The sequence below is a fragment of the Aurantimonas manganoxydans SI85-9A1 genome (assembly GCF_000153465.1).
In the GTDB taxonomy this organism is placed as follows: Bacteria; Pseudomonadota; Alphaproteobacteria; order Rhizobiales; family Rhizobiaceae; genus Aurantimonas; species Aurantimonas manganoxydans.
In genome coordinates this window covers 16,680-39,601 of the sequence record NZ_CH672387.1, presented here as the reverse complement: position 1 = coordinate 39,601, position 22,922 = coordinate 16,680, and the positions used below count along the sequence as shown (strand labels likewise).

The following is a 22,922-nucleotide window of genomic DNA, read 5'->3' as shown; positions in this document are numbered from 1 at the left end:
CGGATGGCCGTCACTTCTTCTTTGCCGGCAGTCCCGGCAGCCCCGGGAAACCGCCGCCGGGCATGCCGCCCGGTCCGCCGATGCCGGGGGGAAGTCCCTTGGGAAGGCCGGGCATGCCGCCGCTCTGCGCGGCCTTGGCCATGGCTTCCAGTTCCTTGGGGTCCATCTTCGACAGGTCGGGCATACCGCCGGGCATGCCGCCCATGCCGCCGAGGCCCATCTTGCCGGCCAGGCCGCCCATCATCTTGCCCATCATGCCGCCCTTGCCCTTGCCCATGGACTTCATCATGTCGGCCATCTGGCGGTGCATCTTGAGCAGCTTGTTGATCTCGGCGGACGAGGTGCCCGAACCGGCGGCAATGCGCTTCTTGCGGCTGTGCTTGAGGATGTCGGGGTTGCCCCGCTCCTTGGCGGTCATCGAGGAGATGATGGCGAGCTGCCGCTTCAGCATCTTGTCGTCGAGGCCGGCGGCGGACATCTGGTCCTTCATCTTCCCCATGCCGGGCATCAGGCCCATCATGCCGCCCATGCCGCCCATCTTCTGCATCTGGCCGATCTGATCGGCGAGGTCGTTCAGGTCGAACTTCCCCGACTGCATCTTCTTGGCCATCGCCGCGGCCTTTTCCGCGTCGATGTTCTCGGCGGCCTTCTCGACGAGGCTGACGATGTCGCCCATGCCGAGAATGCGGTCGGCGATGCGCGAGGGATGGAAATCCTCCAGCGCATCCATCTTCTCGCCGGTACCGATCAGCTTGATCGGCTTGCCGGTGACGGCGCGCATGGACAGCGCCGCACCGCCGCGGCCGTCGCCGTCGACGCGGGTCAGGACAATGCCGGTGATGCCGACGCGCTCGTCGAATGAGCGGGCGAGGTTCACCGCGTCCTGGCCGGTCAGGGAGTCGGCGACGAGCAGGATCTCGTGGGGCTCGGTGGTCCGCTTGATGTCGGCCATCTCGACCATCAGCGGCTCGTCGATATGGGTCCGGCCGGCGGTATCGAGAATGACGAGGTCGTAGCCGCCGAGCTTGGCCGCCTGCTTGGCGCGGGCGGCGATCTCCACCGGTCCCTGGCCGGCGATGATCGGCAGGGTCGCGACGCCGGTCTGCTCGCCAAGGACGCGCAGCTGCTCCTGGGCCGCCGGGCGCCGCGTATCGAGCGAGGCCATCAGCACCTTCTTGCGCTGACGCTCGGTGAGGCGCTTGGCCAGCTTGCCGGTGGTCGTCGTCTTGCCCGAGCCCTGCAGGCCGACCATCATCAGGACGACCGGTGCCGGCGCGTTGAGGTCGATGGCGACCTGCTCGCTGCCGAGCGTGGCGATCAGCTCGTCATGGACGATCTTGACGACCATCTGGCCGGGTCTGATCGACTTCAGGATTTCCGCGCCGACGGCCTTGGCGCGCACGCGGTCGGTGAAGTCCCGGACCACTTCCAGCGCGACGTCGGCCTCCAGCAGCGCCCGACGGACCTCGCGCAGCGCGGCCGCCACATCCTTGTCGGACAGGGCGCCGCGGCCGGTGAGGCCGTTCAGGATGGACCCGAGGCGGTCCTGGAGTGAATCGAACATGCGTGCTTCCTTCCCGGCCTTCCGAACAGAGCCGAAAGGTGGTTCGCTTCGATCCGATCTGCAAACCCGCCTGCGCTCAAGGCACTGCCGGACGGGCAATGCTCAAAGCAGGATCGCATCCGCGGGCGAAACTCGCTGGCGGATGTTGACCTCCGTGCGGCTCTTGCGAGAGGGGCACGGTCGGCGGGTCGCGGACAGATGTCGCGGATTTGCGTCTGCAGAAACACCGACCGGCCGCCAATGTCAAGTTTCGCGGCCCCTGCGGAACGTTGCGGCGCTCGAAGCCCGGCCTGCGGCGGACCCTCAGGCGGTGCCGGTCCTCCGATCATCGGCGGCCGGAAGCGACGACGCCACCTTCGCCCGCCCCCCTGTCGATAGCCGGGCACGGAACGAATACCCCCCTGCGGCATTCTGTGGCGGAACGACGCATGGCGATCCTCGCCGTTGCCGATCCTCGTGCGAGGCTTCGGCCGGGACCGACGCGTAGCCCGGCAGCCCTTGGCTGCCCTTTGTTGGAAGTGGAGTCCCCCTGTGAGCGACCTTCGTGAACCAGAACGCGAGCGCACCGTCATCGTCAACAACGACCGCGGCGGAAACGGCGGCGGCGGCGGCGGCGGCGGCGGCGGTAGCTGGCTGATCGCCGGCATCCTGATCGTCGTGGTCGTGATCGGCGCCTTCTTCATCTTCGGCGATGGCCTGCTCGGCGGCGGCGCCGGCGGTGGTGCCGACACCAATGTCTCGATCGACACGCCGGACGTGAATGTCGAGGCGCCGGATGTCGGCGGCGGCGGCGGCGGCGACGCACCGGCTCCGGCCAACTGATCCAGTTCCACCGGCGGCCGGGCGATCGGCCGCCGGTTTTCGTTCAGGGCCGGTCGACCGGCGCGCTACCGCCTGTTCCCGCGATCCCCGCATGCCGAAGACGCAGCGTCCTCGCCGCAGGGCTTGAACATCGCGGCGTACCGTCGCATTCGGAGAGCCTCACGCTTCACGGAAGGCCGCCTGAATGGACACGCAGACCCCGGATTCGGACATCTCGCAGACGCTCAGCCCGCTGTTCACCCCGCTCGATCTGGGCGCATTGCGACTGGAAAACCGCATCATCATCGCGCCCATGTGCCAGTATTCCGCCGATGACGGATCGGCCACCGACTGGCACATGATGCATCTCGGCCAGCTCGCCATGTCCGGCGCCGGCCTGCTGATCCTCGAAGCCACGGCCGTCTCGCCCGAAGCCCGCATCACCCACAAGGATCTCGGGCTCTATTCCGATTACAACGAGGCGGCGCTCGCCCGCGTCCTCGATGCGATCGCTGTCCATTCGCCGATGCCCGTCGCCATCCAGCTCGGCCATGCCGGCCGCAAGGCATCGAGCGCCGAACCCTGGGCCGGTGGCCAGCAGATCGCACCCACCGATCCGACCGGCTGGCAGTGCGTCGCGCCCTCCGCCATTCCCCATTCGCCCGGCGAAGTGGCGCCGACTGCCCTCGACGCCGCGGGCCTGCAGAAGATCAAGGACGATTTCGTCGCCACCGCCCTGCGGGCCGTGCGCCTCGGTATCGTCGGCATCGAGCTGCATTCGGCGCATGGCTATCTCCTGCACCAGTTCCTCTCGCCGATCTCCAACCGGCGCGACGACGAATATGGCGGCAGCGTCGAGAACCGCATGCGCTTCCCTCTCGAGGTCTTTGACGCGGTCAAGGCGGCCGTGCCCGCCGACATCCCGGTCTGGGTGCGCCTGTCGGCCAGCGACTGGGTCGAGGGCGGCTGGGACATCGAGGGCTCGATCGCCTATTCGAAGGCACTGGAGGCGCGCGGCGCGGCGGCGATCCACGTCTCCTCCGGCGGCGTCTCGCCCGACCAGAAGATCCCGCTCGGACCCGGCTACCAGGTGCATTTCGCCGAGGCCGTGAAGGCCGCGGTGTCGATCCCGGTGATCGGCGTCGGCCTGATCACCGAGGCGCGCCAGGCCGAGACGATCATCGCCGAAAACAAGGCCGATGCCATCGCCATCGCGCGCGCCATTCTCTACGAGCCGCACTGGCCGTGGCATGCGGCGGCCGAGCTCGGCGCCTCGGTGCGCGCGCCGAAGCAGTACTGGCGCTCCCAGCCGCGCGAGTTCAAGGCGCTGTTCAAGGACGCCGCCTTCGGCCAGCGCTGATCGCGCGATCCTTTCAATCGCGCCGCGCATCGGCCATATAACCGGCATGACAGACAGCGCCGCACGAGATACGGACTTGAGCGTGGCCTTCGCCCGGATGAACGGGCTGGGCAACGAGATCGTCGTCGTCGATCTTCGCGGATCGGCGGCGCGGATTTCAGCAGCGGCCGCGCGCGCCCTCGCCGAGGATCCCGCCACCCGCTTCGACCAGATCATGGCGATCCACGACCCGCGGCTCGACGGTACCGACGCCTATGTGCGGATCATCAATCGCGATGGTTCGGAGGCCGAGGCCTGCGGCAACGGCACGCGCTGCGTGGTGCAGGCGCTCGCCGCCGAGACCGGCCGCCGCGACTTCACCTTCGAGACCCGTGCCGGCATCCTGACTGCCTTTGAGCGGGACGACGGGCTGATCGCCGTCGACATGGGCCGGCCGCGCTTCGGCTGGTCCGAGATTCCCCTGTCGGAAGAGTTCAGCGACACCCGTGCGATCGAACTGCAGATCGGTCCCATCGACGCGCCGATCCTGCATTCGCCCTCGGTCGCTTCCATGGGCAATCCGCACGCCATCTTCTGGGTCGACCGGGATGTCTGGAGCTATGAACTCGACCGGTTCGGGCCGGTGCTGGAGAACCATCCGCTGTTTCCCGAGCGCGCCAACATCTCGATCGCGCAGGTGACTGCGCCGGACGCGCTTACCCTGCGGACCTGGGAGCGCGGCGTCGGCCTGACCCGCGCCTGCGGCTCGGCGGCTTGCGCTGCCGCCGTCTCGGCGACCCGCACCCGGCGCACCGGCCGCATCGTCACGGTGACCGTGCCCGGCGGCGATCTCCTGATCGACTGGCGCGACGACGACCATGTCATCATGACCGGGCCGGCCGAATGGAACTGGTCGGGCCGCCTCGATCCGGCGACCGGCGCCTATGTGCGCGACGAGACGGCGACGCACGAGCCGGCCTGATGGGTGTCGAGATCGTCTCCTTCGGCTGCCGGCTCAACACCTACGAGGCCGAGATCATGAAGCGCGAGGCCGTCGCGGCAGGCCTCGACGCCGATCCGCGCGGCGCCATCGTCTTCAACACCTGCGCCGTGACTTCGGAAGCCGTGCGCCAGGCCCGCAAGCAGATCCGTCGAGCTAGGCGCGAAAACCCGGAGGCGCGGATCGTCGTCACGGGCTGCGCCGCCCAGACCGAGCCCGGTCGCTTCGCCGAGATGGGAGAGGTCGACGCCGTCCTCGGCAATGACGAGAAGCTGACGGCCAGTGCCTATCGCGCCCTGCCCGATTTCGGCGTCGCCGCCGAGGAGAAGGTCCGCGTCAACGACATCATGAGCGTCACCGAGACCGCCGGCCACATGGTCGACGCGATCGAGGGCCGTGCCCGCGCCATCGTCCAGGTGCAGAATGGCTGCGACCATCGCTGCACCTTCTGCGTCATTCCCTTCGGGCGCGGCAATTCCCGCTCGGTGCCGATGGGCGCGGCGGTCGACCAGGTGAAGCGCCTCGTCGCCGCCGGCTACAACGAAGTCGTGCTGTCGGGCGTCGACATGACCTCATGGGGAGCGGACCTGCCCGGCGCGCCGAAGCTCGGCCAGCTGGTCCAGGCAATCCTCAGACACGTGCCGGACCTCGCCCGCCTGCGACTGTCCTCGATCGATTCCGTCGAGGCCGACCCGGCGCTGATCGAGGCGATCGGCTCCGAGACCCGGCTGATGCCGCATCTGCACCTGTCGCTGCAAGCCGGCGACGACATGATCCTGAAGCGCATGAAGCGGCGCCATTCGCGCGACGACGCCATCGGCTTCTGCACCGACATCCGCGCCGCGCGGCCCGACATCGTCTATGGCGCCGACATCATCGCCGGCTTCCCCACAGAAACCGACGCGATGTTCGAGAACTCCATGAAGCTCGTCGAGGATTGCGGCCTCACGCATCTGCACGTGTTCCCGTTCTCGCCGCGCGAGGGCACGCCGGCCGCCCGCATGCCGCAATTGCCGCGCGAGGTCGTCAAGGACCGGGCGACGGCCCTTCGCGCTCGCGGCGAAACCGCCCATCGCGCCCATCTGGCGAGCCTCGTCGGCACGCGGCAATCGGTGCTGGTGGAGCGCAACCAGCGCGGCCGCTGCGCCGACTTTACCCTCTGCGAGATCGAGGAGGGCCTCCCCGGCTCCATCCTCGACGCTATCATTGTGGGCGAACGTGGTGGCAGACTGGTCGCCCGCCCCGATGTCCTTCGTTCCGGCCCGGCCGGAACATCCTCCGACCATCTGAGAGAACTGACGTAAGCCATGGCTGAGCAAAAAGGCTTCTTCCGCCGCATCTTCTCCTTCGGATCGGACAGCGAAACCGATCGCACGCCCGAGCATGGTGATACCCCGCGGCCGTCCGATACCGAATTCGGCGCCCCCGGCTCGCCCGATCCGGACGTTCGCCCGAAGGCGGCGGCCAGTTCGGTCGCCGATTCGGAAGCCGGAGCCGACGTCAACGACGGCGGCGGCATCACCCCGCTGGCCGAAATGGCCGAGCATTCCGACGCGGACCAGGCAAAAAAAAAAACGTTGAACTCGGGCCAGAACTAGAGCCGGACACTGAGACGGCGGACTTTTCCTGGCTCGAGGAACCGACCCCGGCCGAGCCCGCCGACGAGAGCGAATTCGCCTTCCTGGGCGCCGACCCCGCCGAGCGGCTGGGCGAACATGCCGAGCCGGAGATTGCGGCGCCTGTCGAGCCGCTCGCGGGCGAAACCCGCGAGACCTCCGAGATCGCAGATGCGGCCGCGCCCGGCATCCCGCCGGCCTCCGACGCCGATCATCTCGACGGGCACAATGACGACGCGCTGTCGTCCGGCGAGGAGGATGCCGACTTCTCCTGGCTGGACGCGGATCTGCCGCCGGAGGACGAGGAAGATGGCGAAGCGCCGGTCGCCGAGCGGGTCGATCCGTCCTTCGACACCACCGACATGCCCGAGCCCGACATCGCGGCGCCGCCGGCCTCCGCGCCCGAAGGCGACCAGGCGCCCCTGCCCGTCCCGGCAGGCACGCCGCGCCCCGCACCCGATGCCGCCGCCGGCTTCCGCCTGCGCGAACAAGCCCCGGCCGCTCCCGAACCGGCGCCCGCGCCCCGCGTGCCATGGCTGCAGCGCCTGCGCGAAGGGCTGGCGCGTTCCTCCACCCAGCTCACCGGATCGATCGGCGCGATCTTCACCAAGCGGCGACTGGACGAGGACACGCTGCAGGATTTCGAGGATGTGCTGATTCAGGCCGATCTCGGCGTCGAGACCGCCCTGAAGATCACCGACCGCCTGTCGGAAGGCCGCTTCGGCCGCGAAATCAGCGGCCAGGACGTGCGCACCATCCTCGCCGAGGAAATCGAGAAGGCGCTGGACCCCGTCGCCCTGCCGCTGGAGCTCGATCTGGCCAAGAAGCCGCATGTCATCCTGGTGGTCGGCGTCAACGGCACCGGCAAGACCACGACCATCGGCAAGCTCGCCGCCAAGCTGACCCGCGGCGGGCTCAAGGTCACGCTCTGCGCCGGCGACACCTTCCGCGCCGCCGCGGTCGAACAGCTGAAGATCTGGGGCGAACGCACCCAGTCCGAGGTCGTCGCCAAGGCGATCGGCGCCGACGCGGCAAGCCTTGCCTATGAAGGCTACGACCGGGCGGTGGAGAACGGTTCCGACGTGCTGATCATCGACACGGCCGGTCGCCTGCAGAACAAGACCGAGCTGATGGCCGAGCTGGAGAAGATCGTCCGCGTGCTGCAGAAGCGCGAGCCGGACGCGCCGCATACGGTGCTTCTCACCCTCGACGCCACCACCGGCCAGAACGCCATGAACCAGGTCGAGATCTTCCGCAACGTGGCCGGGGTCAACGGCCTCGTCATGACCAAGCTCGACGGCTCGGCGCGCGGCGGCATCCTCGTCGCCATCGCCGCCAAGTTCCGCCTGCCGGTCTATTTCGTCGGCGTCGGCGAAGGCATCGACGATCTCGAGCCCTTCAAGGCGAAGGATTTCGCCGCCGCGATCGCCGGCACCACGACGTCGGCCTGACCGGCGAAAAATCGCCGCGATGGGCGGCCATGCCTCGCATTCGTCGCGATCAGTTCCGATATGGACCGGGAACAGGGAGTCCGCATGTCGCACCACATTCTTGAGGAAGAGCCGAACAGCCCGGCGCGCAAGGAGATGAACCCGCTCCTGAAATTCGCGCTGGAGCTGGGCCCGCTGATGGTCTTCTTCTTCGCCAATTCGCGCGGCGAGCAGTTGGCGGCGACGTTCCCCATCCTGAAGGAGTTCGGCGAGCCGCTGTTCATCGCCACCGGCCTGTTCATGGCGGCCATGGCGATCTCACTGGCCGTGTCATGGGCGATCACCAGATCGCTGCCGATCATGCCACTGGTCACCGGCGCGGTGGTGCTGGTGTTCGGCTCGCTGACCCTGTGGCTGCAGGACGAGACCTTCATCAAGATGAAGCCGACCATCGTCAACGGCCTCTTCGCCGCGGTGCTGCTCGGCGGGCTGCTCTTCGGCAAGTCGCTGCTCGGCTACGTCTTCGACCAGGCCTTCAAGCTGGACGCCGAGGGCTGGCGCAAGATGACCCTGCGCTGGGGCCTGTTCTTCATCTTCCTCGCGGTCGTCAACGAAGTCGTCTGGCGCAATTTCTCGACGGATTTCTGGGTCGCCTTCAAGGTCTGGGCGACGATGCCGATCACCATCATCTTCATGCTGACCCAGATTCCGCTCATCAAGCAGCATTCGACCGAGCGACTGGCCGGCGCGGAAGACACCGGCCGCTAGGCCGTCCCGCACCGACACCGTCCCAACCAAGAGGCCGACCGACATGGACATGCAGAAGCTTCTCGGAGAATTCCTCGGCGCCGGAAACCAGGGCGACCGCCATCCCGGCGACCAGCGGTCCGGCCAAGGCCAGGGCCAGGGCGGCTCGATCGTCGACCAGCTCGGCGGCATGCTGCAGGGGCGCGGCGGCTCCGGCTCGGGGCTTGGCGGCATGCTCCAGGGCGGCGCCGGCTCGGCCATCGGGGGTGCGCTGCTCGGCGGGCTCGCCTCCAGCCTGTTTCGCGGCAAGGGCGTGCGCAAGCTCGGCGGTACGGCGCTGAAGCTCGGTGGCGCCGCCGTCGTCGCCGGCCTCGCCTACAAGGCCTACCAGAACTACCAGGCCAGCCAGGGCACCGCGCTGCCCGATGCCCAGCCGACGCCGCGCCTGCCCGATGCGGCCCGCGCACCGGCCGAGATTCCCGCGCCCGAGGGCACGGCCTTCCTTCCGGCCGGCGACGAGGAGGCCCATGCCCGCCTGATGCTGTCGGCGATGATCGCCGCGGCCAAGGCCGACGGCTATATCGACGGCGAGGAGCAGCAGGCGATCTTCGGGCGGATCGACGAGATCGAGCTCGACGCCGAGGAAAAGGGCTTCGTCATGGACGAAATGCGCCAGCCGATGAGCATCGATGCGCTGGCCGCCAGCGCCACCACGCCGGAACTGGCGATGGAAATCTACACCGCCTCGGTGCTGGCCATCGATCCCGACCATCCCGCCGAGCGGGCCTATCTCGACCTTCTGGGCGCACGGCTCAACCTGCCGGCCGAGCTGACCGCCGAAATCCGCCGCACCGCCGGCGAAGAGCAGGGCTGAGCCCTGCGGCGGCTGTCCTCGGCCGATACTTGGCCTGATCAGAACTCGCCGACCGGCAGCGCCCGTCCATCGGGCATCGTGTTGCCGGTCGCCCCGTCGGGATTGGTGAAGGGCACCGGCGGCGCGCCCTCCTGCGCCGCCCGGTCGTGGTTCAGCGCCCAGTGGACCGACGGAAACGCCAGCTCGTCCCAAGGAATGTCGTCCCAGGCGAAGAGGTCCACCGCCTGGCTTTCGATGCCCGGCGCGATCGTCGGCTCGGCAAGGCTGGCCCGGTAGATCAGCTGCACCTGGCTGATCCGCGGCACCGAATAGACCGCCAGCAGCCGCTCGATGGCCAGCTGCGCCGTCGCCTCTTCCCGCGCCTCGCGCCGCGCCCCGTCCTCGGGCGTCTCGTTCAGCTCCAGATAACCGGCCGGAATGGTCCAGTAGCCCTGTCGCGGTGCAATCGCCCGCCGGCACAAAAGGATCCGGCCGTCGTGGCGGACCACCGAGCCGACCACGATCTTCGGGTTCTCGTAGGCGACGAAGCCGCAATTGTCGCAGATCTTGCGGGCGACGTCGTCGCCCTCGAGCGTGCGCAGGGAAAAGGATGTCTCGGTCATGCGCCCCATATGGCTCGGCACATCGATCCGGGAACAACCATACGGCTCGTTAGGCCGCGACCGAACGTCCGGGCGCCGTCCCGGTCAGCTCGTCGGCGCAGCGCCCTTCGAAGAACCGTTGAGGACGCGCTCCACCGCGGGCAAGAGGCCGGTCCTCACCGCCTCGGGCGTGAACGGTCCCGTCTGCTTGAAGACGATTTCGCCATCCGGTGCGACGAGGAAGCTCTCCGGCACGCCGTAGACGCCCCAGTCGATCGTCGCCGAGCCCTTCTGGTCGACGCCGATGGCGGCGTAGGGATTGCCCAGCGACTCCAGAAACTTGCGGGCGTTCTCCGGCTTGTCCTTGTAGTTGATGGCGACCAACTTGAAGCGCTCGTCCCGGGCGAGATCCATCAGCAGCGGATGCTCGTCCCGGCACGGCCCGCACCAGGACGCGAAGACATTGACCAGTACCGGCCGGCCATCGCCGAAGCCGGTGAGGTCGAGCGCCGGCATCGGTCCGCCATCGGGACCGGAAACGCCGTCCAGCGCCGGCAGCACCGTCTGCGGCGCCGTCTTGCCGATCAGCACCGAGGGAATCTGCTGCGGATCGTGGCCGGAGACGAGCTGATAGAGGAAGATCGCCGCAAGACCGCCGAACAGCACCAGCGGCAGCGCCACCAGCCAGTTGCGGCGGGGTTTCGCGGCCTTCGTCACGGTCTCGGCGGCCGGCGCCGACGGCAGCGTCGTCTGATCGTCCGTCATCGCGTGGCCTCCGCGCCGCTGGCGGGCGCGGCCGAGGCCGAGCGGCGACGAATGCCGCGCGCCTCGAGCTCCTTCAGCGCCCGCTTCTGGGCCCGGGCATCGAGAAACACCCAGGACGCGATCCCGACCAGCGCCAGCACGGAGATGGCATAGGCTGAGCCGATGAAGCCGATATAGTCGTTCTGCATGATGGTATCCTCAGGCCTCGGCGCGGCGGGCCGCCAGCCGCGACAGCGCCGCCACGCGCCGGCGCAGCACTTCCGTGCGCATCGCCGTCAGATGCAGGGCGAAGAACAGGAGCGTGAAGCCGGCCGCCGAGACCAGCAGCGGGATCAGGAAGACCGGCGGCATGGCCGGCCCGTCGACCCGGATGACACTGGCGCTCTGGTGCAGCGTGTTCCACCAGTCGACGGAGAACTTGATGATCGGGATGTTGACGAAGCCGACAAGGACGAGGATCGCCGCAGCCTTCGCGCTGCGGCCCGGCTCGTCCAGCGCCCGGGTCAGCGCGATCAGCCCGAGATACATCAGGAACAGGATGAACACCGAGGTCAGCCGGGCATCCCAGACCCACCAGGTGCCCCACATCGGGCGGCCCCAGATCGAACCGGTGATCAGCGCCAGCGCCGTGAACACCGCGCCGATGGGGGCCGCCGCCTTGACCGCGACGTCGGCCAGCGGATGGCGCCAGACCAGCGTGCCCAGCGCCGACACGCTCATCACCGTCCAGATCATCATCGACAGCCAGGCGAAGGGCACGTGGATGAACATGATCTGCACCGTCGCACCCTGCTGATAGTCCGGCGGGGCGCGAAAGCCGAGGGTCAGGCCGAACGCCAGCGCGATGAGCGCCAGGGCGTAGAGCCATGGCTGCAGCCTGCCCGACAACTCGAGAAAGCGGGTCGGATTGGCCAGGATCGTGAAGCGCGACGGCTTGGCGGCGGACATGTCGGTCATGGGTCCAGTCTAGAAGGTCTCCAGCCAGCCGGCAAACATACGATTTCGTCAGGATTGCGCCGGCGGCAGCTGCTCGTCTCAATCCGCCCCCGCCCGCAGCGCCGCGCCGGCGGCGATCGGGCCGAGGGCGCCGAAGAGCAGTGTGAGCGCGCTCAGGATCAGGAAGGGCGGCAGGAACGGTTCGGGCTCGTTGACCGCCCCGTAGGTGGCCGAGACGCCGAAGATCAGCACCGGGATCGCCAGCGGCAGGACCAGCACCGAGACCAGGAGCCCGCCGCGCGGCAGCGCCACGGCGACCGAGGCGCCGACCGCGCCGATGCAGATGATCGCCGGCGTGCCGACCAGCAGCGTCAGCATGACCGCCCCGATCGCCGGCGGCTCCAGCGCCAGGAACAGGCCAAGCACCGGCGCCGCGAGCACCAGCGGCAGGCCCGAGGCGACCCAGAGGGCGGCGCATTTGGCCAGCACCACCAGCGCCATCGGCGTTGGGCCGGTCAGCAGCAGATCCAGCGTGCCGTCTTCCCGGTCGGCCTGGAACAGCCGGTCGAGTGTGAGCAGCGCCGACAGGAGCGCGCCGATCCACAGGATGGCCGGCCCGATCCGCGACAGGAGATTGAGGTCGGGGCCGACGCCGAAGGGGATCGTCGCGACCACGGCGAGGAAGAAGATCACCGCCGTCATGGCGCCGCCGCCGCCCGACAGGGCCAGCCGCAGGTCGCGGCGGAACAGTGCGATCACAGCCAGCCCTCCGCAGCAGCCAGTTCCGCCGCATCGATGGAAGGCGCGGCGCGGTCGGCTTCGCGCGTGGCATGGGCGGACGGCGTCAGATCCAGCGTCAGCGTGCGGGACAGGCCGAGCGGCTGGTGGGTGGCGGCGATCACCAGCCCCCCCGCCGCCACATGCGCCTCGACGATCCCGGCGAATTTCAGTTGCGAGGCGGCATCCAGCGCCGAGGTCGGCTCGTCGAGGATCCAGACCGGCCGGGGCACGAGCAGCAACCGGGCGAGGCTCGCCCGCCGCTGCTGGCCGGCCGACAGATAGCCCTGCGGCAGATGCGACAGATCGGGCAGCCCCAGCGCGTCGAGGCAGTCGGCGACCGCCCGCCCGCCATCCCGGTTGCCGCCGAGATAGCGTCGCCAGAAGGCAAGGTTCTCGCCGACGCTGATAGTCGGCTTCATCGCGTTGCGGTGACCGACATAATGGGCGATCTCGGCCAGCGTGCGGGCCGGCTCGCCGTCCGGTGCCGTCGCGCCCGTCACGTCGATACGCCCGGCGACCGACGGCAGCAGGCCGGCCAGCGTGCGCAGCAGCGTCGACTTGCCGGCGCCGTTCGCGCCGGTCACGACCAGCGCCTCGCCTGCCGCAATGCGGAAATCCAGCGGCCCCGCGGCGGCCGCTCCGCCGCGCCCGACGACCAGCCCCGCGGCGGTCGCGATCGGCCCGCTCATGCCCGGCCCGCGGTGGAAATTGCATGACATTGCACCAGCCTGCGGGGGCGGCGCGCGACGCACGGCGGCTGGTGGGCGCCGGTCCGGCGCGGCCAAGTCCTTGTCATGTCGGCCTTTTTCTGCACTGCAATGGATTTTCCGCCCCAAGGCCATCTGGCCCTTTATAGCCGTTACAAACTTGCCTATAACGACCGCAACCACACCAGCGACCGGCGTGGCATCAATTCAGCGCCGATCTCAGGGTCCCGTCCGGCACCGGCGGGCACCGGGGCGGACAAGCGGAAATGGTCGCACCCGCATCTTCGAGCGCTTTTCCGCAGCGCTCAAGGCCGTTCGCCCTTCGGACTTATACTGGTCGAGAAGGAACGAAGCCAATTGTCCCACGCACCCGACAGTTTCAATAGCCGCAGGACGCTCTCCGTGGGCGGCAAGGATTATGTCTATTACGACCTGAAGGAAGCCGAGAAGAACGGCCTTCAGGGCGTTGCCCGCCTGCCCTTCTCCCTGAAGGTCCTGCTCGAGAACCTGCTGCGCAACGAGGACGACCGCACGGTCAAGGCGGACGACATCCGCGCCCTCGCCCGCTGGATCGAGGACAAGGGTTCGGCCGGTCACGAGATCGCCTATCGCCCGGCCCGCGTGCTGATGCAGGACTTCACCGGCGTTCCGGCCGTGGTCGACCTCGCCGCCATGCGCGACGCGACCCGTGCGCTCGGCGCCGACCCCAAGAAGGTCAACCCGCTGGTTCCGGTCGATCTGGTCATCGACCATTCGGTGATGGTCGACTATTTCGGCCAGAAGGATTCCTTCACCAAGAACGTCGACGCCGAATACGGCCGTAATGGCGAGCGCTACACCTTCCTGCGCTGGGGCTCCGAGGCTTTCGAGAACTTCCGCGTCGTGCCTCCCGGCACCGGCATCTGCCACCAGGTCAATCTCGAATATCTCGCCCAGACCGTCTGGACCCGTGACGAGAACGGCGAGACCGTCGCCTATCCCGACACGCTGGTCGGCACCGATTCCCACACCACCATGGTCAACGGCTTGTCGGTCCTCGGCTGGGGCGTCGGCGGCATCGAGGCGGAAGCGGCCATGCTCGGCCAGCCGATCTCCATGCTGATCCCGGAAGTCATCGGCTTCCGCATGGAGGGCAAGCTGCCGGAAGGCACCACCGCTACCGACCTCGTCCTGACCGTCACCGAGATGCTGCGTCGCCGCGGCGTCGTCGGCAAGTTCGTCGAGTTCTTCGGCCCCGGCCTGTCGAACCTGACCCTCGAGGACCAGGCGACCATCGCCAACATGGCCCCCGAATACGGCGCCACCTGCGGCTTCTTCCCGATCGACAAGGACACGATCGCCTATCTGGAGGCGACCGGTCGCGACAAGGACCGGATCGCGCTGGTCGAGGCCTATGCCAAGGCGCAGGGCATGTACCGCGAGGACGGCACGCCGGACCCGGTCTTCACCGACACGCTGGAGCTCGACCTGTCGACAGTCGTCCCGTCGCTGGCCGGCCCCAAGCGCCCGCAGGACCGCGTCGCGCTGACCGAGGCAGCGACGAAATTCGTTGACGCCCTGGCCGAGATCAAGGGCGGTCGCAAGAAGAGCGAGACCCCGCAGTCGACCGCCGATTCGCGCTACATGGACGAGGGCGCGGTGCCGCCGAACACGACGCCTGGCGACGTGCGCCACGCGGTCGAGGGCGCCGATCACGGCCTCGCCGATGGCGACGTGGTGATCGCCGCGATCACCTCGTGCACCAACACCTCCAACCCGAACGTGCTGGTCGCCGCCGGTCTCGTCGCCCGCAAGGCGCATGAGAAGGGCCTGAAGGTGAAGCCCTGGGTGAAGACCTCGCTGGCCCCAGGCTCGCAGGTGGTCACCGAATATCTCGACAAGGCCGATCTGCAGAAGGATCTGGACGCGTTGGGCTTCAACCTCGTCGGCTATGGCTGCACGACCTGCATCGGCAATTCCGGGCCGCTGCCCGAGCCGATCTCCGAGGCAATCACCCAGAACGACCTCGTCGCCTGCTCGGTGCTGTCGGGCAACCGCAACTTCGAGGGCCGGGTCAATCCGGACGTGCGGGCGAACTATCTGGCCTCGCCGCCGCTGGTCGTCGCCTATGCGCTGGCCGGTTCGATGTTCGTCGACATCACCAAGGAGCCGCTCGGCCAGGACCAGGACGGCAACGACGTCTATCTGAAGGACATCTGGCCGACGACGCAGGAGATCGCCGAGATCGTCCGCAAGACGGTCACCCGCGACATGTTCGAGAACCGCTATGCCGACGTTTTCAAGGGCGACGAGCACTGGCAGAAGATCGAGGTGTCCGGCGGCCTGACCTACGACTGGGACGACCGCTCCACCTACGTGCAGAACCCGCCCTATTTCGAGGGCATGAAGCAGGAGCCGGAAGCCGTTCAGGACGTCAAGGATGCGCGCATCCTCGGCCTGTTCAAGGATTCCATCACGACCGACCACATCTCCCCGGCCGGTTCGATCAAGAAGGACGGCCCGGCCGGCGACTATCTCGTCAGCCACCAGGTCCGCCCGGTGGACTTCAACTCCTACGGCGCGCGCCGTGGCAACCACGAAGTCATGATGCGCGGCACCTTCGCCAATATCCGAATCAAGAACGAGATGGTGCCCGGCGTCGAGGGCGGCGTGACCTGCCACCAGCCGTCCGGCGCGCAGATGCCGATCTACGACGCGGCGATGAAGTACAAGGACGAGGGCGTGCCGCTCGTCATCTTCGCCGGCAAGGAATACGGCACCGGCTCGTCGCGTGACTGGGCGGCCAAGGGCACCGTGCTCCTCGGCGTGCGTGCGGTCATCGCCGAGAGCTTCGAGCGCATCCACCGCTCCAACCTCGTCGGCATGGGCGTCGTGCCCTTCGTCTTCGCGGAGGAAGGCACCTCCTGGCAGTCGCTCGGCATCAAGGGCGACGAGAAGGTGACCATCGACGGCCTGACCGAACTGAAGCCGCGGCAGATCCTGGAAGCCCGGATCGAGGCGTCCGACGGATCGGTGCAGACGGTGAAGATCCAGGCCCGCATCGATACGCTGGACGAGCTGGAATACTACCGCAACGGCGGCATCCTGCACTACGTCCTGCGCCGCCTCGCCGCCTGATGGGCGATCCCGGCAGGTCCCTGCGGCCCGCCTGACAATCGAAGCCGCCGGTTCCAGAACCGGCGGCTTCGCCATGTCGGCGACCCGGCACTCTCCGTCACCGGCAAGTGACTAGCGGGTGTTCGTCCCGACCTTTAGGTTCGCATCATGAACACAGCCCCCGACAGATCCCTGCGGCCCTGCGCCGTCACGCCGAGCATGGACCTGCCGCTCCTGCGCAGCGTTTTGCCATGAGGCCGATGCTCGCGGGTCTGTGCGCGCTCCTCGCCGCGTCGCTGCCGGTCGCGCAGGCCGCCGGCGCCGGGCAGATCGAGATCCGGCCCGTCGAACAGGTCGTCGAGCTCTTCACCAGCCAGGGCTGCTCGTCCTGCCCGCCGGCCGACCGGATCCTCAGCCGGCTCGCCGTCGAACCCGGCATCCTCGCCCTCGCCTATCACGTCGACTACTGGGACTATATCGGCTGGCGCGACACCCATGGCTCCAGCGAGAACACCGAGCGCCAGCGCGCCTATGCCGCGGCCTTCGGCACCACCACCATCTACACCCCGCAGGTCGTGGTGAACGGCGTTGCCGACGCCATCGGCTCGCATGAGGGCAAGGTCCGCGCGCTGATGGACAGCCATCCGCTGAAGGCGACCGGCAAGGGCGCGAGCGTCACCATGCGGGTCGAGGACGACCGGCTGCACATCACCGCCGACGTCGCCGGCGCCAAGGCCCGCGGCCGTCAGCCGGTGCTGATGCTCGTGACGTATGACGACGAGACGCACACCGCGATCGATCGCGGCGAGAACCGCGGCACCACCATCGTCAACAGCCATGCCGTGCAGGACTGGCGCATCCTCGGCATGTGGGCCGGCGAACCGCTCGAGGTCGATCTGCCACTGGAAATGCTGACCCACCCCGAAGGCGAGAGCCGGGGCTGGGCGGCGCTGCTGCAGTCGGTGACAGACGAGGGCAAGCCCGGCCCGATCCTGGCGGCGGCGCAGGTCGAGTTCCACCAGCGCTGAGCGGCAAGGCCCGCATCGACCGATCGAAAGGGTCTCGCGGCGATCGGTTGAATCGCTTTGGTGCGACCCCATTTCCGTGTCACCATATGGTCACGAGCCAGAGCGCGCCCCGCCGAGCGGCGCATGATCGCACGAGGGGCTGACTTGGATTTTTCCGGATCGAACGGCGACAGCGCGTCCAATCTCCTGCCGTTTCCCGGCTCCCGCCCGTCGGACATGCCGATCGTGTCCTTCAACCGGCACGAACTCTCCCAGATCCTGCGCATCTACGGCCGCATGGTCGCCGCCGGCGAATGGCGCGACTACGCCATCGATATGCTGAAGGACCGGGCTGTCTTCTCCGTGTTCCGCCGGACCAGCGAGATGCCGATGTACCGGGTCGAGAAGAACCCGAAGCTGGCCCGCAAGCAGGGCTCCTATCAGGTGGTCGCCGCCGGTGGGCTGATCCTCAAGCGCGGCCACGATCTGGCGACCGTGCTGGGCGTCTTCGACAAGACTCTGAAGCGCACCGAGATCGGCTGATCCGCTAAGCTCAGCCCGGGTGGCGCGTCTCGTCGGGCAGGCTGTCGCCGCCGTCGCCGAGCGGCAGCTGCATCAGCACCGTGTCGATCCAGCGGCCGAACTTGAAGCCGGAATTCTCGAACACGCCGATCATCCGGAAGCCCGCCCGCTCGTGCAGGCGGATCGACGGCGTGTGGTCGGAACCGCCGATGACGGCGATCATCTGGCGGAAACCGCGCTCGGCCGACAGTTCCACCAGGCGCGACAGGAGATCGGTGCCGATCCGGCGGCCTTTCGCTTCGGGCGCCAGATACACCGAATCCTCCACCGCGAAGCGGTAGGCCGGCCGGGTGCGGAAGGCGTTGGCATAGGCGTAGCCCAGCACCGTTCCGTCCGAGTCCTCGGCGACGATATAAGGAAAGCACTGCCCGGTGATCGCGTTGAAGCGCGCTTCCATCTCGGCCTGGTCCGGCGGCACCAGCTCGAAGGATGCCGTGCCGTGGAGGACCGCATCCTCGTAGATCGCGGTCAAGGCGGGCACGTCCGCGAGGACGGCGAGACGGATCGTGTGGGCACTCATCGACGCTGCGGCTCTTCGCTTGTTTGGTCCCGCTTCTGATGCACTGCCCTGCGCAGCGGATCAATGCCGCCCGGCAGGGCCGTCCGCTGAAATTCACCGGCTTGATCAACCGGACACAACGGTTGCGCCTGGATCCGGCGTGCCCACGAAAAAGGGCGGCCAGCAGGCCGCCCTCGTCAACTCACACCCATGATTGGGCAGGCTATTCGCGGTTGCCGAACAGCTGCAGCAGGAACAGGAACATGTTCAGGAAGTCGAGGTACAGGCGCAGGGCGCCCATCACGGCCTTGCGGCCCATGACGGTCGAGCCGTCACCCTCGTAGTACATTTCCTTGATCTGCTGCGTGTCGTAGGCAGTCAGGCCCGCGAAGACGAGCACGCCGATCACCGAGATGGCGAACTGCAGCGCCGGCGAGGCGAGGAAGATATTCACGACCATCGCGATCACGATGCCGATCACGCCCATGAAAAGGAACGAGCCCCAGCCCGAGATGTCCCGCTTGGTGGTGTAGCCCCAGAGCGACAGCGCGCCGAAGGAGGCCGCGGTGATGAAGAACACCTGGGTGATGGACTCGCCGGTATAGACCGCGAAGATCGAGGCCAACGAGACGCCGACCATCGCCGAATAGATCCAGAATGTCGTCTGGGCGGCCGCGACGCTCATCTTGTGGACCCGGAACGACAGGAAGAAGACCATGCCGAGCGGGGCCAGCATCACCACCCATTTGAGCGGAGTGTTGAAGAGCGTGTTGCCGAGTTGCGTGAGACCGACGACGTTACCGGCGTCGTTCGTCACGAAGGACAGCATGTACAGGGCGTAGGCCGCGACGCCGGTCAGCGCCACACCGCCTGCCATCAGGTTGTAGACCTTGAGCATGTAGGAGCGGAGGCCCTGGTCGATGTCCGCTCTGCTACCGGCGGCTGGCACAGTGCGAGCGCCGGCGTTCCGATATTCCGCCATGGAAGAATTCCTTTCTGCGTGTCCCGTCCGGTGTCCATATCCGGCACCAAATGGCCCGAACATGGAGGCGCCGCTGGCGGGACGCCCAGCGATCCTGACGATAATATGCGGATGGGCCGCGCGGCACACAAGAGTACCCTGCCGCGCGGTGACGAAATCGCGCGGATTCAGGATTAATTCTGCGTTATCCGCGCCTCAGGCCGATCAGCTCGCATGCGAAGACCGCGATCCCGCGCCCCGTCACAGATTGCGCAGAACCGGCGCGGCCTTCTGTCCGAGAACACGCCAGGTGCCGGCGAGACCGATCCCCACCGTCAGCACCAGCGAGACGCCAAGCGTCGTCAGCGCCACCGTCCAATCGAAGACAAAGGGCAGCTGCATGATCTGGTCGACCACGAACCATGCCGCCGCCGCGCCCGCGCCGATGGCGAAGATGCCGGTGGCCAGACCCAGAAGCAGATATTCCGTAGTGAAGGCCCGAATCAGCACCTTGCGCGTCGCGCCCAGCGTCTTCAGCACCACCGCATCGTGGACCCGGCCGCGATTGCCGGCGGCCAGCGCCCCGGCCAGCACCAGCACCGAGGCGACGAGCGCCACAGCCGCGGCGACGCGGATCGCCAGGGCGAGCTGGGCGATCAGGCCGTTGATGGCGTCGAGCGCATCCTTGACGCGGACGCTGGTCACGGCCGGATAGGCGTTGGTGACGCGGTTGAGGATCGCCTCTTCCGACACGCCGGCGTCCTGCGGCACCGACAGGGTGGCGAGCCAGGCATGCGGCGCGCCTGCGAAGGTGTTGGGCGAGTAGACCATGATGAAGTTGATCGCCAGCGTCTCCCACTCCACGGCCCGGAAGCTGGCGATGCGCGCGGTGATGTCGCGGCCGAGCACGTTCACGGTCAGCGTGTCGCCGATCGACAGGCCGAGCTCGCGCCCCTCCTCCGCGGCGAAGGAGACCAGCGGCTCGCCCTCGTAATCCTCGGGCCACCATTCGCCCTCGGTGAGCGAGGAGTTCTCCGGCACGGTCGGCGAATAGGTCAGGCCGCGGTCGCCGCGCAGCACCCAGCCGCCCTCTTCCGGCGGTTCCATCGTGGCGACGTCCTGCCCGTCGAGGGCGGTGATCCGGCCGCGCAGCATCGGCACGGCGTTCAGCTCCGCCCCGGGCGCCAGCTCGCCGACGGTCTGGCGGAAGCCGTCGATCTCGCTGCTCTGGATGTCGACGAAAAAGAAGTTCGGCGCCCGCGAGGCGAGCCCGGTACCGATCTCGCGGCGCAGATCGTAATCGATGGTCGCCAGCGTCACGAGCAGCGTCAGGCCGAGACCAAGCGACAGGACGACCGAACCGGTCAGCGCGCCGGGGCGGTGAATGTTGCCGATCGCCAGCCGCAGCGGCGTCGAGCGCACCCGCGGTGCGCGGGAGGCCAGCCATTCAATGCCGATGGCGACGGCGCGCAGGATGACGAAGGCCGCCGCCGTACCGCCCAGGAAGATCAGCGCGACGCGCCGGTCTCCAGCCATGGCCAGCGCCAGCAGCGCGATGACCAGCGCCAGGCCCAGCGCCGAGCCGAGATAGGCCCAGCGCATGCGATAGCCGCCGGTGGCGCCCGCCTCCCTGAACAGGGCGGTCGCCGCGACGTCGCGGGTGCGGCCGAGCGGCAGGAGCGCGAAGGCCAGCGCCGTGAGCGCGCCGAAGACCGCCGCGGTCAGGAGCGCGACCGGATAGATCGACGCGCTGGCCGCGACCGGGATCACGCTTTCCAGGAACCGCGCCGTCACGAAGGGCGCGATCGCCGCCAGGACGAGGCCGAGCGCGATGCCGACTGTCGCAAGGAGCATGATCTGGATCAGATAGACCATGACGACGAAGCTGCCGCCGGCGCCCAGGCTCTTGAAGGTGGCGATCACCGCTCGCTTGGAATCCAGATAGGCGTTGACCGCGTTGGCGACGCCGACGCCGCCGACGATCAGGGCCGTCAGCCCGACGAGCGTCAGGAACTGCGAGAACCGCTCGATATTGCGCTGAAGCGACGGGGCAGCCTCGGCGGCCGTGCGGATCTGGAAGCCCGACTGCGGAAACCGTTCGTTGGCGGCCTTCGACAACGCCTCGGCATCGCGGTTGTTGCCGGTCAGGCGCACCTTGTAGTCGTATTCGACGAGGCTGCCCGGCTGGATCAGTCCTGTCGCGTCGAGCGCGGCGCCGGCAATCATCAGGCGCGGCGCGAAATTGAAGCCGTCAGACAGGACGTCCGGCTCGCGGTCGATCACGCCGCGCAGCTCGATGTCGGAATCGCCAAGACGGATGGTCTGGCCGGGCTCCAGCCCGAGCCGGTCGTAGAGTTCCGAGGCCGCCAGAGCGCCGAAGCGACCGTCGCGCTCGGCCAGGAGGTCGCCGAGCGGCGCCGCCGGCGTGGTCTCCAGCGTGCCGAAGAGCGGATAGGCGCCATCGATGGCCTTCACCTCGGCCAGCGACTGGTCGGTGCCGTCGGGAAGCCGCACCATGGAGCGCAGCGACGCGGCTTCGGCCACATCGCCGAGCTCGTTGAAATAGGCCATTTCCTCGGCGGTAGCTTCGCGCTGGACGAGAGCGAAGCGCAAATCGCCGCCGAGAATCGCGCGCCCTTCCTGGGCGATGCCGCTGGTCATCATCGTCGCGACGGAATTGACCGCGCCGATGGCCGCCACGCCGAGCGTGATGCAGGCGAGGAAGATGTAGAAGCCCGAGAGGCCGCCGCGCATCTCACGCAGGGCAAAGCGCAGCGCCAGCCGGAAATGACTGCGCCCGCCGACGATGTCGGGCCGCGCCGGCGCGGCGACGGCTTCGGTGGTTTCGGCGACGCTCATCCGGCGGCGCTCGCCAGCTGTGCCTTGGTCCGCGCGCCGGGAGCATCGCGATCGGCGTAGATGACGCCGGAGCGCACCGCGATCTCGCGGCCGCAGCGATGGGCGAGCGCCGGATCGTGGGTGACCAGCACCAGCGTCATCTGGCGACGCCGCTGTTCGGCAAAGAGCAGGTCGGCGATCTGCCGGCCGGTCTCCTGGTCGAGATTGCCGGTCGGCTCGTCGGCGATGAGGATCGCCGGCTCCGGTGCCAGCGCCCGCGCCATCGCGACGCGCTGCTGCTCGCCGCCCGACAATTCGCCCGGATAATGCGACACGCGGTCGGCGAGGCCGACCTGCCCCAGCTCGTGGGCGGCGCGCTCGAAGGCCTGCGGATGCCCGGCCAGCTCCAGCGGCACCGCAACATTCTCGAGCGCCGTCATGTTGGGGATCAGATGGAAGGACTGGAAGACGATGCCGACATTCTGGCCGCGAAAGGCGGCGAGACGGTCTTCGCTGAGACCCTCCAGGGAGCGTCCGGCGATCTCGACCTTGCCGCTGTCGGCTCGTTCCAGACCGGCCAGCACCATCAGCAGCGTCGACTTGCCCGAGCCGGACGGCCCGACAATGCCCACGGACTCGCCGCGATCGACGGACAGATCGACGCCCTTGAGGACATGGACCGCGCTTCGGCCGGACCCGAGCGTCAGATGAACGTTTCGTAACCGGATCGCTGGTTCTGCCAAGCCTGCCAGCTCCTATATGCGGGGACGAACGCCCCGGCCGGGGCCTGCGCTATATG

The 22,922-nt window shown here is 68.2% G+C and carries 22 protein-coding genes; 11 read left to right on the top strand and 11 right to left on the bottom strand.

What is annotated here, in order from left to right; all coding sequences use genetic code 11:
• Nucleotides 1-10: 10 nt before the first annotated feature.
• Nucleotides 11-1,564 carry a signal recognition particle protein gene (ffh, locus tag SI859A1_RS00495; RefSeq protein ID WP_009207925.1) on the bottom strand — a complete coding sequence of 518 codons (1,554 nt, stop codon included), beginning with the start codon at nucleotides 1,562-1,564 and terminating at the stop codon, nucleotides 11-13.
• Nucleotides 1,565-2,095: 531 nt separating this feature from the next.
• Here ffh and SI859A1_RS00490 point away from each other — a divergent pair.
• From SI859A1_RS00490 to SI859A1_RS00450, 8 genes are all read left to right on the top strand, one after another.
• Nucleotides 2,096-2,386 (top strand): hypothetical protein, encoded by a 291-nt coding sequence (locus SI859A1_RS00490; protein ID WP_244400835.1) that lies wholly within the window; start codon nucleotides 2,096-2,098, stop codon nucleotides 2,384-2,386.
• A gap of 184 nt (nucleotides 2,387-2,570) precedes the next feature.
• Entirely contained in the window at nucleotides 2,571-3,725 is a 1,155-nt protein-coding gene (locus SI859A1_RS00485) for an NADH:flavin oxidoreductase/NADH oxidase (protein WP_009207924.1), read from the top strand.
• A gap of 46 nt (nucleotides 3,726-3,771) precedes the next feature.
• Nucleotides 3,772-4,686: a diaminopimelate epimerase gene (gene dapF / locus SI859A1_RS00480; protein WP_009207923.1), complete on the top strand. Its 915-nt coding sequence runs from the start codon at nucleotides 3,772-3,774 to the stop codon at nucleotides 4,684-4,686.
• Nucleotides 4,686-6,008: a tRNA (N(6)-L-threonylcarbamoyladenosine(37)-C(2))-methylthiotransferase MtaB gene (gene mtaB / locus SI859A1_RS00475; RefSeq protein ID WP_009207922.1), complete on the top strand. Its 1,323-nt coding sequence runs from the start codon at nucleotides 4,686-4,688 to the stop codon at nucleotides 6,006-6,008. The genes dapF and mtaB overlap by 1 nt, the downstream gene beginning before the upstream one ends.
• Before the next feature lie 3 nt (nucleotides 6,009-6,011).
• Nucleotides 6,012-6,302: a hypothetical protein gene (locus SI859A1_RS21130; RefSeq protein WP_040324903.1), complete on the top strand. Its 291-nt coding sequence runs from the start codon at nucleotides 6,012-6,014 to the stop codon at nucleotides 6,300-6,302.
• A gap of 83 nt (nucleotides 6,303-6,385) precedes the next feature.
• Nucleotides 6,386-7,771 (top strand): signal recognition particle-docking protein FtsY, encoded by a 1,386-nt coding sequence (gene ftsY / locus SI859A1_RS00460; protein WP_085931379.1) that lies wholly within the window; start codon nucleotides 6,386-6,388, stop codon nucleotides 7,769-7,771.
• An 84-nt stretch (nucleotides 7,772-7,855) separates the two neighbouring features.
• Nucleotides 7,856-8,518, top strand: coding sequence for a septation protein A (locus tag SI859A1_RS00455; RefSeq protein WP_009207920.1), 663 nt, complete (start codon nucleotides 7,856-7,858; stop codon nucleotides 8,516-8,518).
• 49 nt (nucleotides 8,519-8,567) lie between these two features.
• A complete protein-coding gene (locus SI859A1_RS00450; protein WP_202797855.1) occupies nucleotides 8,568-9,371 on the top strand; it encodes a tellurite resistance TerB family protein in 804 nt (267 codons plus the stop codon).
• A 38-nt stretch (nucleotides 9,372-9,409) separates the two neighbouring features.
• Here SI859A1_RS00450 and SI859A1_RS00445 read toward each other — a convergent pair whose 3' ends face one another.
• From SI859A1_RS00445 to ccmA, 6 genes are all read right to left on the bottom strand, one after another.
• Complete coding sequence (locus tag SI859A1_RS00445; RefSeq protein WP_040326093.1) at nucleotides 9,410-9,973, bottom strand: NUDIX hydrolase; 564 nt, start codon at nucleotides 9,971-9,973, stop codon at nucleotides 9,410-9,412.
• An 84-nt stretch (nucleotides 9,974-10,057) separates the two neighbouring features.
• Entirely contained in the window at nucleotides 10,058-10,717 is a 660-nt protein-coding gene (locus tag SI859A1_RS00440; RefSeq protein WP_009207918.1) for a DsbE family thiol:disulfide interchange protein, read from the bottom strand.
• Nucleotides 10,714-10,905, bottom strand: coding sequence for a heme exporter protein CcmD (ccmD, locus tag SI859A1_RS00435; RefSeq protein WP_040324899.1), 192 nt, complete (start codon nucleotides 10,903-10,905; stop codon nucleotides 10,714-10,716). Before ccmD ends, SI859A1_RS00440 begins: the two co-directional genes overlap by 4 nt.
• A 10-nt stretch (nucleotides 10,906-10,915) precedes the next feature.
• Entirely contained in the window at nucleotides 10,916-11,674 is a 759-nt protein-coding gene (locus SI859A1_RS00430) for a heme ABC transporter permease (protein ID WP_009207917.1), read from the bottom strand.
• Between the two features lie 78 nt (nucleotides 11,675-11,752).
• Entirely contained in the window at nucleotides 11,753-12,412 is a 660-nt protein-coding gene (gene ccmB, locus SI859A1_RS00425; protein WP_009207916.1) for a heme exporter protein CcmB, read from the bottom strand.
• Nucleotides 12,409-13,122 (bottom strand): heme ABC exporter ATP-binding protein CcmA, encoded by a 714-nt coding sequence (ccmA, locus tag SI859A1_RS00420; protein WP_009207915.1) that lies wholly within the window; start codon nucleotides 13,120-13,122, stop codon nucleotides 12,409-12,411. The genes ccmB and ccmA overlap by 4 nt, the downstream gene beginning before the upstream one ends.
• A 375-nt stretch (nucleotides 13,123-13,497) precedes the next feature.
• On the opposite strand from ccmA, the gene acnA reads away from it, so the two are divergent.
• The 3 genes from acnA (at nucleotide 13,498) to SI859A1_RS00405 (ending at nucleotide 17,786) form a co-directional block, all read left to right on the top strand.
• A complete protein-coding gene (acnA, locus tag SI859A1_RS00415) occupies nucleotides 13,498-16,257 on the top strand; it encodes an aconitate hydratase AcnA (protein WP_009207914.1) in 2,760 nt (919 codons plus the stop codon).
• Nucleotides 16,258-16,496: 239 nt separating this feature from the next.
• Nucleotides 16,497-17,264 (top strand): DUF1223 domain-containing protein, encoded by a 768-nt coding sequence (locus SI859A1_RS00410; RefSeq protein WP_050767378.1) that lies wholly within the window; start codon nucleotides 16,497-16,499, stop codon nucleotides 17,262-17,264.
• A 57-nt stretch (nucleotides 17,265-17,321) separates the two neighbouring features.
• Nucleotides 17,322-17,786 (top strand): DUF2794 domain-containing protein, encoded by a 465-nt coding sequence (locus SI859A1_RS00405; protein ID WP_009207912.1) that lies wholly within the window; start codon nucleotides 17,322-17,324, stop codon nucleotides 17,784-17,786.
• A 10-nt stretch (nucleotides 17,787-17,796) separates the two neighbouring features.
• On the opposite strand, the gene SI859A1_RS00400 is transcribed toward SI859A1_RS00405, so the two are convergent.
• From SI859A1_RS00400 to SI859A1_RS00385, 4 genes are all read right to left on the bottom strand, one after another.
• The gene (locus SI859A1_RS00400) at nucleotides 17,797-18,345 is read right to left on the bottom strand and encodes a GNAT family N-acetyltransferase (RefSeq protein WP_009207911.1); all 549 of its coding nucleotides are present in this window, start codon (nucleotides 18,343-18,345) and stop codon (nucleotides 17,797-17,799) included.
• A 202-nt stretch (nucleotides 18,346-18,547) separates the two neighbouring features.
• Nucleotides 18,548-19,306 (bottom strand): Bax inhibitor-1/YccA family protein, encoded by a 759-nt coding sequence (locus SI859A1_RS00395; RefSeq protein WP_040324892.1) that lies wholly within the window; start codon nucleotides 19,304-19,306, stop codon nucleotides 18,548-18,550.
• Nucleotides 19,307-19,546: 240 nt separating this feature from the next.
• Nucleotides 19,547-22,144, bottom strand: coding sequence for an ABC transporter permease (locus SI859A1_RS00390; RefSeq protein WP_009207909.1), 2,598 nt, complete (start codon nucleotides 22,142-22,144; stop codon nucleotides 19,547-19,549).
• A complete protein-coding gene (locus SI859A1_RS00385) occupies nucleotides 22,141-22,866 on the bottom strand; it encodes an ABC transporter ATP-binding protein (protein WP_009207908.1) in 726 nt (241 codons plus the stop codon). The genes SI859A1_RS00390 and SI859A1_RS00385 overlap by 4 nt, the downstream gene beginning before the upstream one ends.
• Nucleotides 22,867-22,922 lie beyond the last annotated feature (56 nt).

Coding starts and splice junctions, on each gene's coding strand:
- ffh (WP_009207925.1), bottom strand. CDS start 1,564: ATGTTCGATTCACTCCAGGACCGCCTCGGGTCCATCCTGAACGGCCTC.
- SI859A1_RS00485 (WP_009207924.1), top strand. CDS start 2,571: ATGGACACGCAGACCCCGGATTCGGACATCTCGCAGACGCTCAGCCCG.
- dapF (WP_009207923.1), top strand. CDS start 3,772: ATGACAGACAGCGCCGCACGAGATACGGACTTGAGCGTGGCCTTCGCC.
- mtaB (WP_009207922.1), top strand. CDS start 4,686: ATGGGTGTCGAGATCGTCTCCTTCGGCTGCCGGCTCAACACCTACGAG.
- SI859A1_RS21130 (WP_040324903.1), top strand. CDS start 6,012: ATGGCTGAGCAAAAAGGCTTCTTCCGCCGCATCTTCTCCTTCGGATCG.
- SI859A1_RS00455 (WP_009207920.1), top strand. CDS start 7,856: ATGTCGCACCACATTCTTGAGGAAGAGCCGAACAGCCCGGCGCGCAAG.
- SI859A1_RS00450 (WP_202797855.1), top strand. CDS start 8,568: ATGCAGAAGCTTCTCGGAGAATTCCTCGGCGCCGGAAACCAGGGCGAC.
- SI859A1_RS00445 (WP_040326093.1), bottom strand. CDS start 9,973: ATGACCGAGACATCCTTTTCCCTGCGCACGCTCGAGGGCGACGACGTC.
- SI859A1_RS00440 (WP_009207918.1), bottom strand. CDS start 10,717: ATGACGGACGATCAGACGACGCTGCCGTCGGCGCCGGCCGCCGAGACC.
- ccmD (WP_040324899.1), bottom strand. CDS start 10,905: ATGCAGAACGACTATATCGGCTTCATCGGCTCAGCCTATGCCATCTCC.
- SI859A1_RS00430 (WP_009207917.1), bottom strand. CDS start 11,674: ATGACCGACATGTCCGCCGCCAAGCCGTCGCGCTTCACGATCCTGGCC.
- ccmA (WP_009207915.1), bottom strand. CDS start 13,122: ATGAGCGGGCCGATCGCGACCGCCGCGGGGCTGGTCGTCGGGCGCGGC.
- SI859A1_RS00410 (WP_050767378.1), top strand. CDS start 16,497: ATGCTCGCGGGTCTGTGCGCGCTCCTCGCCGCGTCGCTGCCGGTCGCG.
- SI859A1_RS00400 (WP_009207911.1), bottom strand. CDS start 18,345: ATGAGTGCCCACACGATCCGTCTCGCCGTCCTCGCGGACGTGCCCGCC.
- SI859A1_RS00395 (WP_040324892.1), bottom strand. CDS start 19,306: ATGGCGGAATATCGGAACGCCGGCGCTCGCACTGTGCCAGCCGCCGGT.
- SI859A1_RS00390 (WP_009207909.1), bottom strand. CDS start 22,144: ATGAGCGTCGCCGAAACCACCGAAGCCGTCGCCGCGCCGGCGCGGCCC.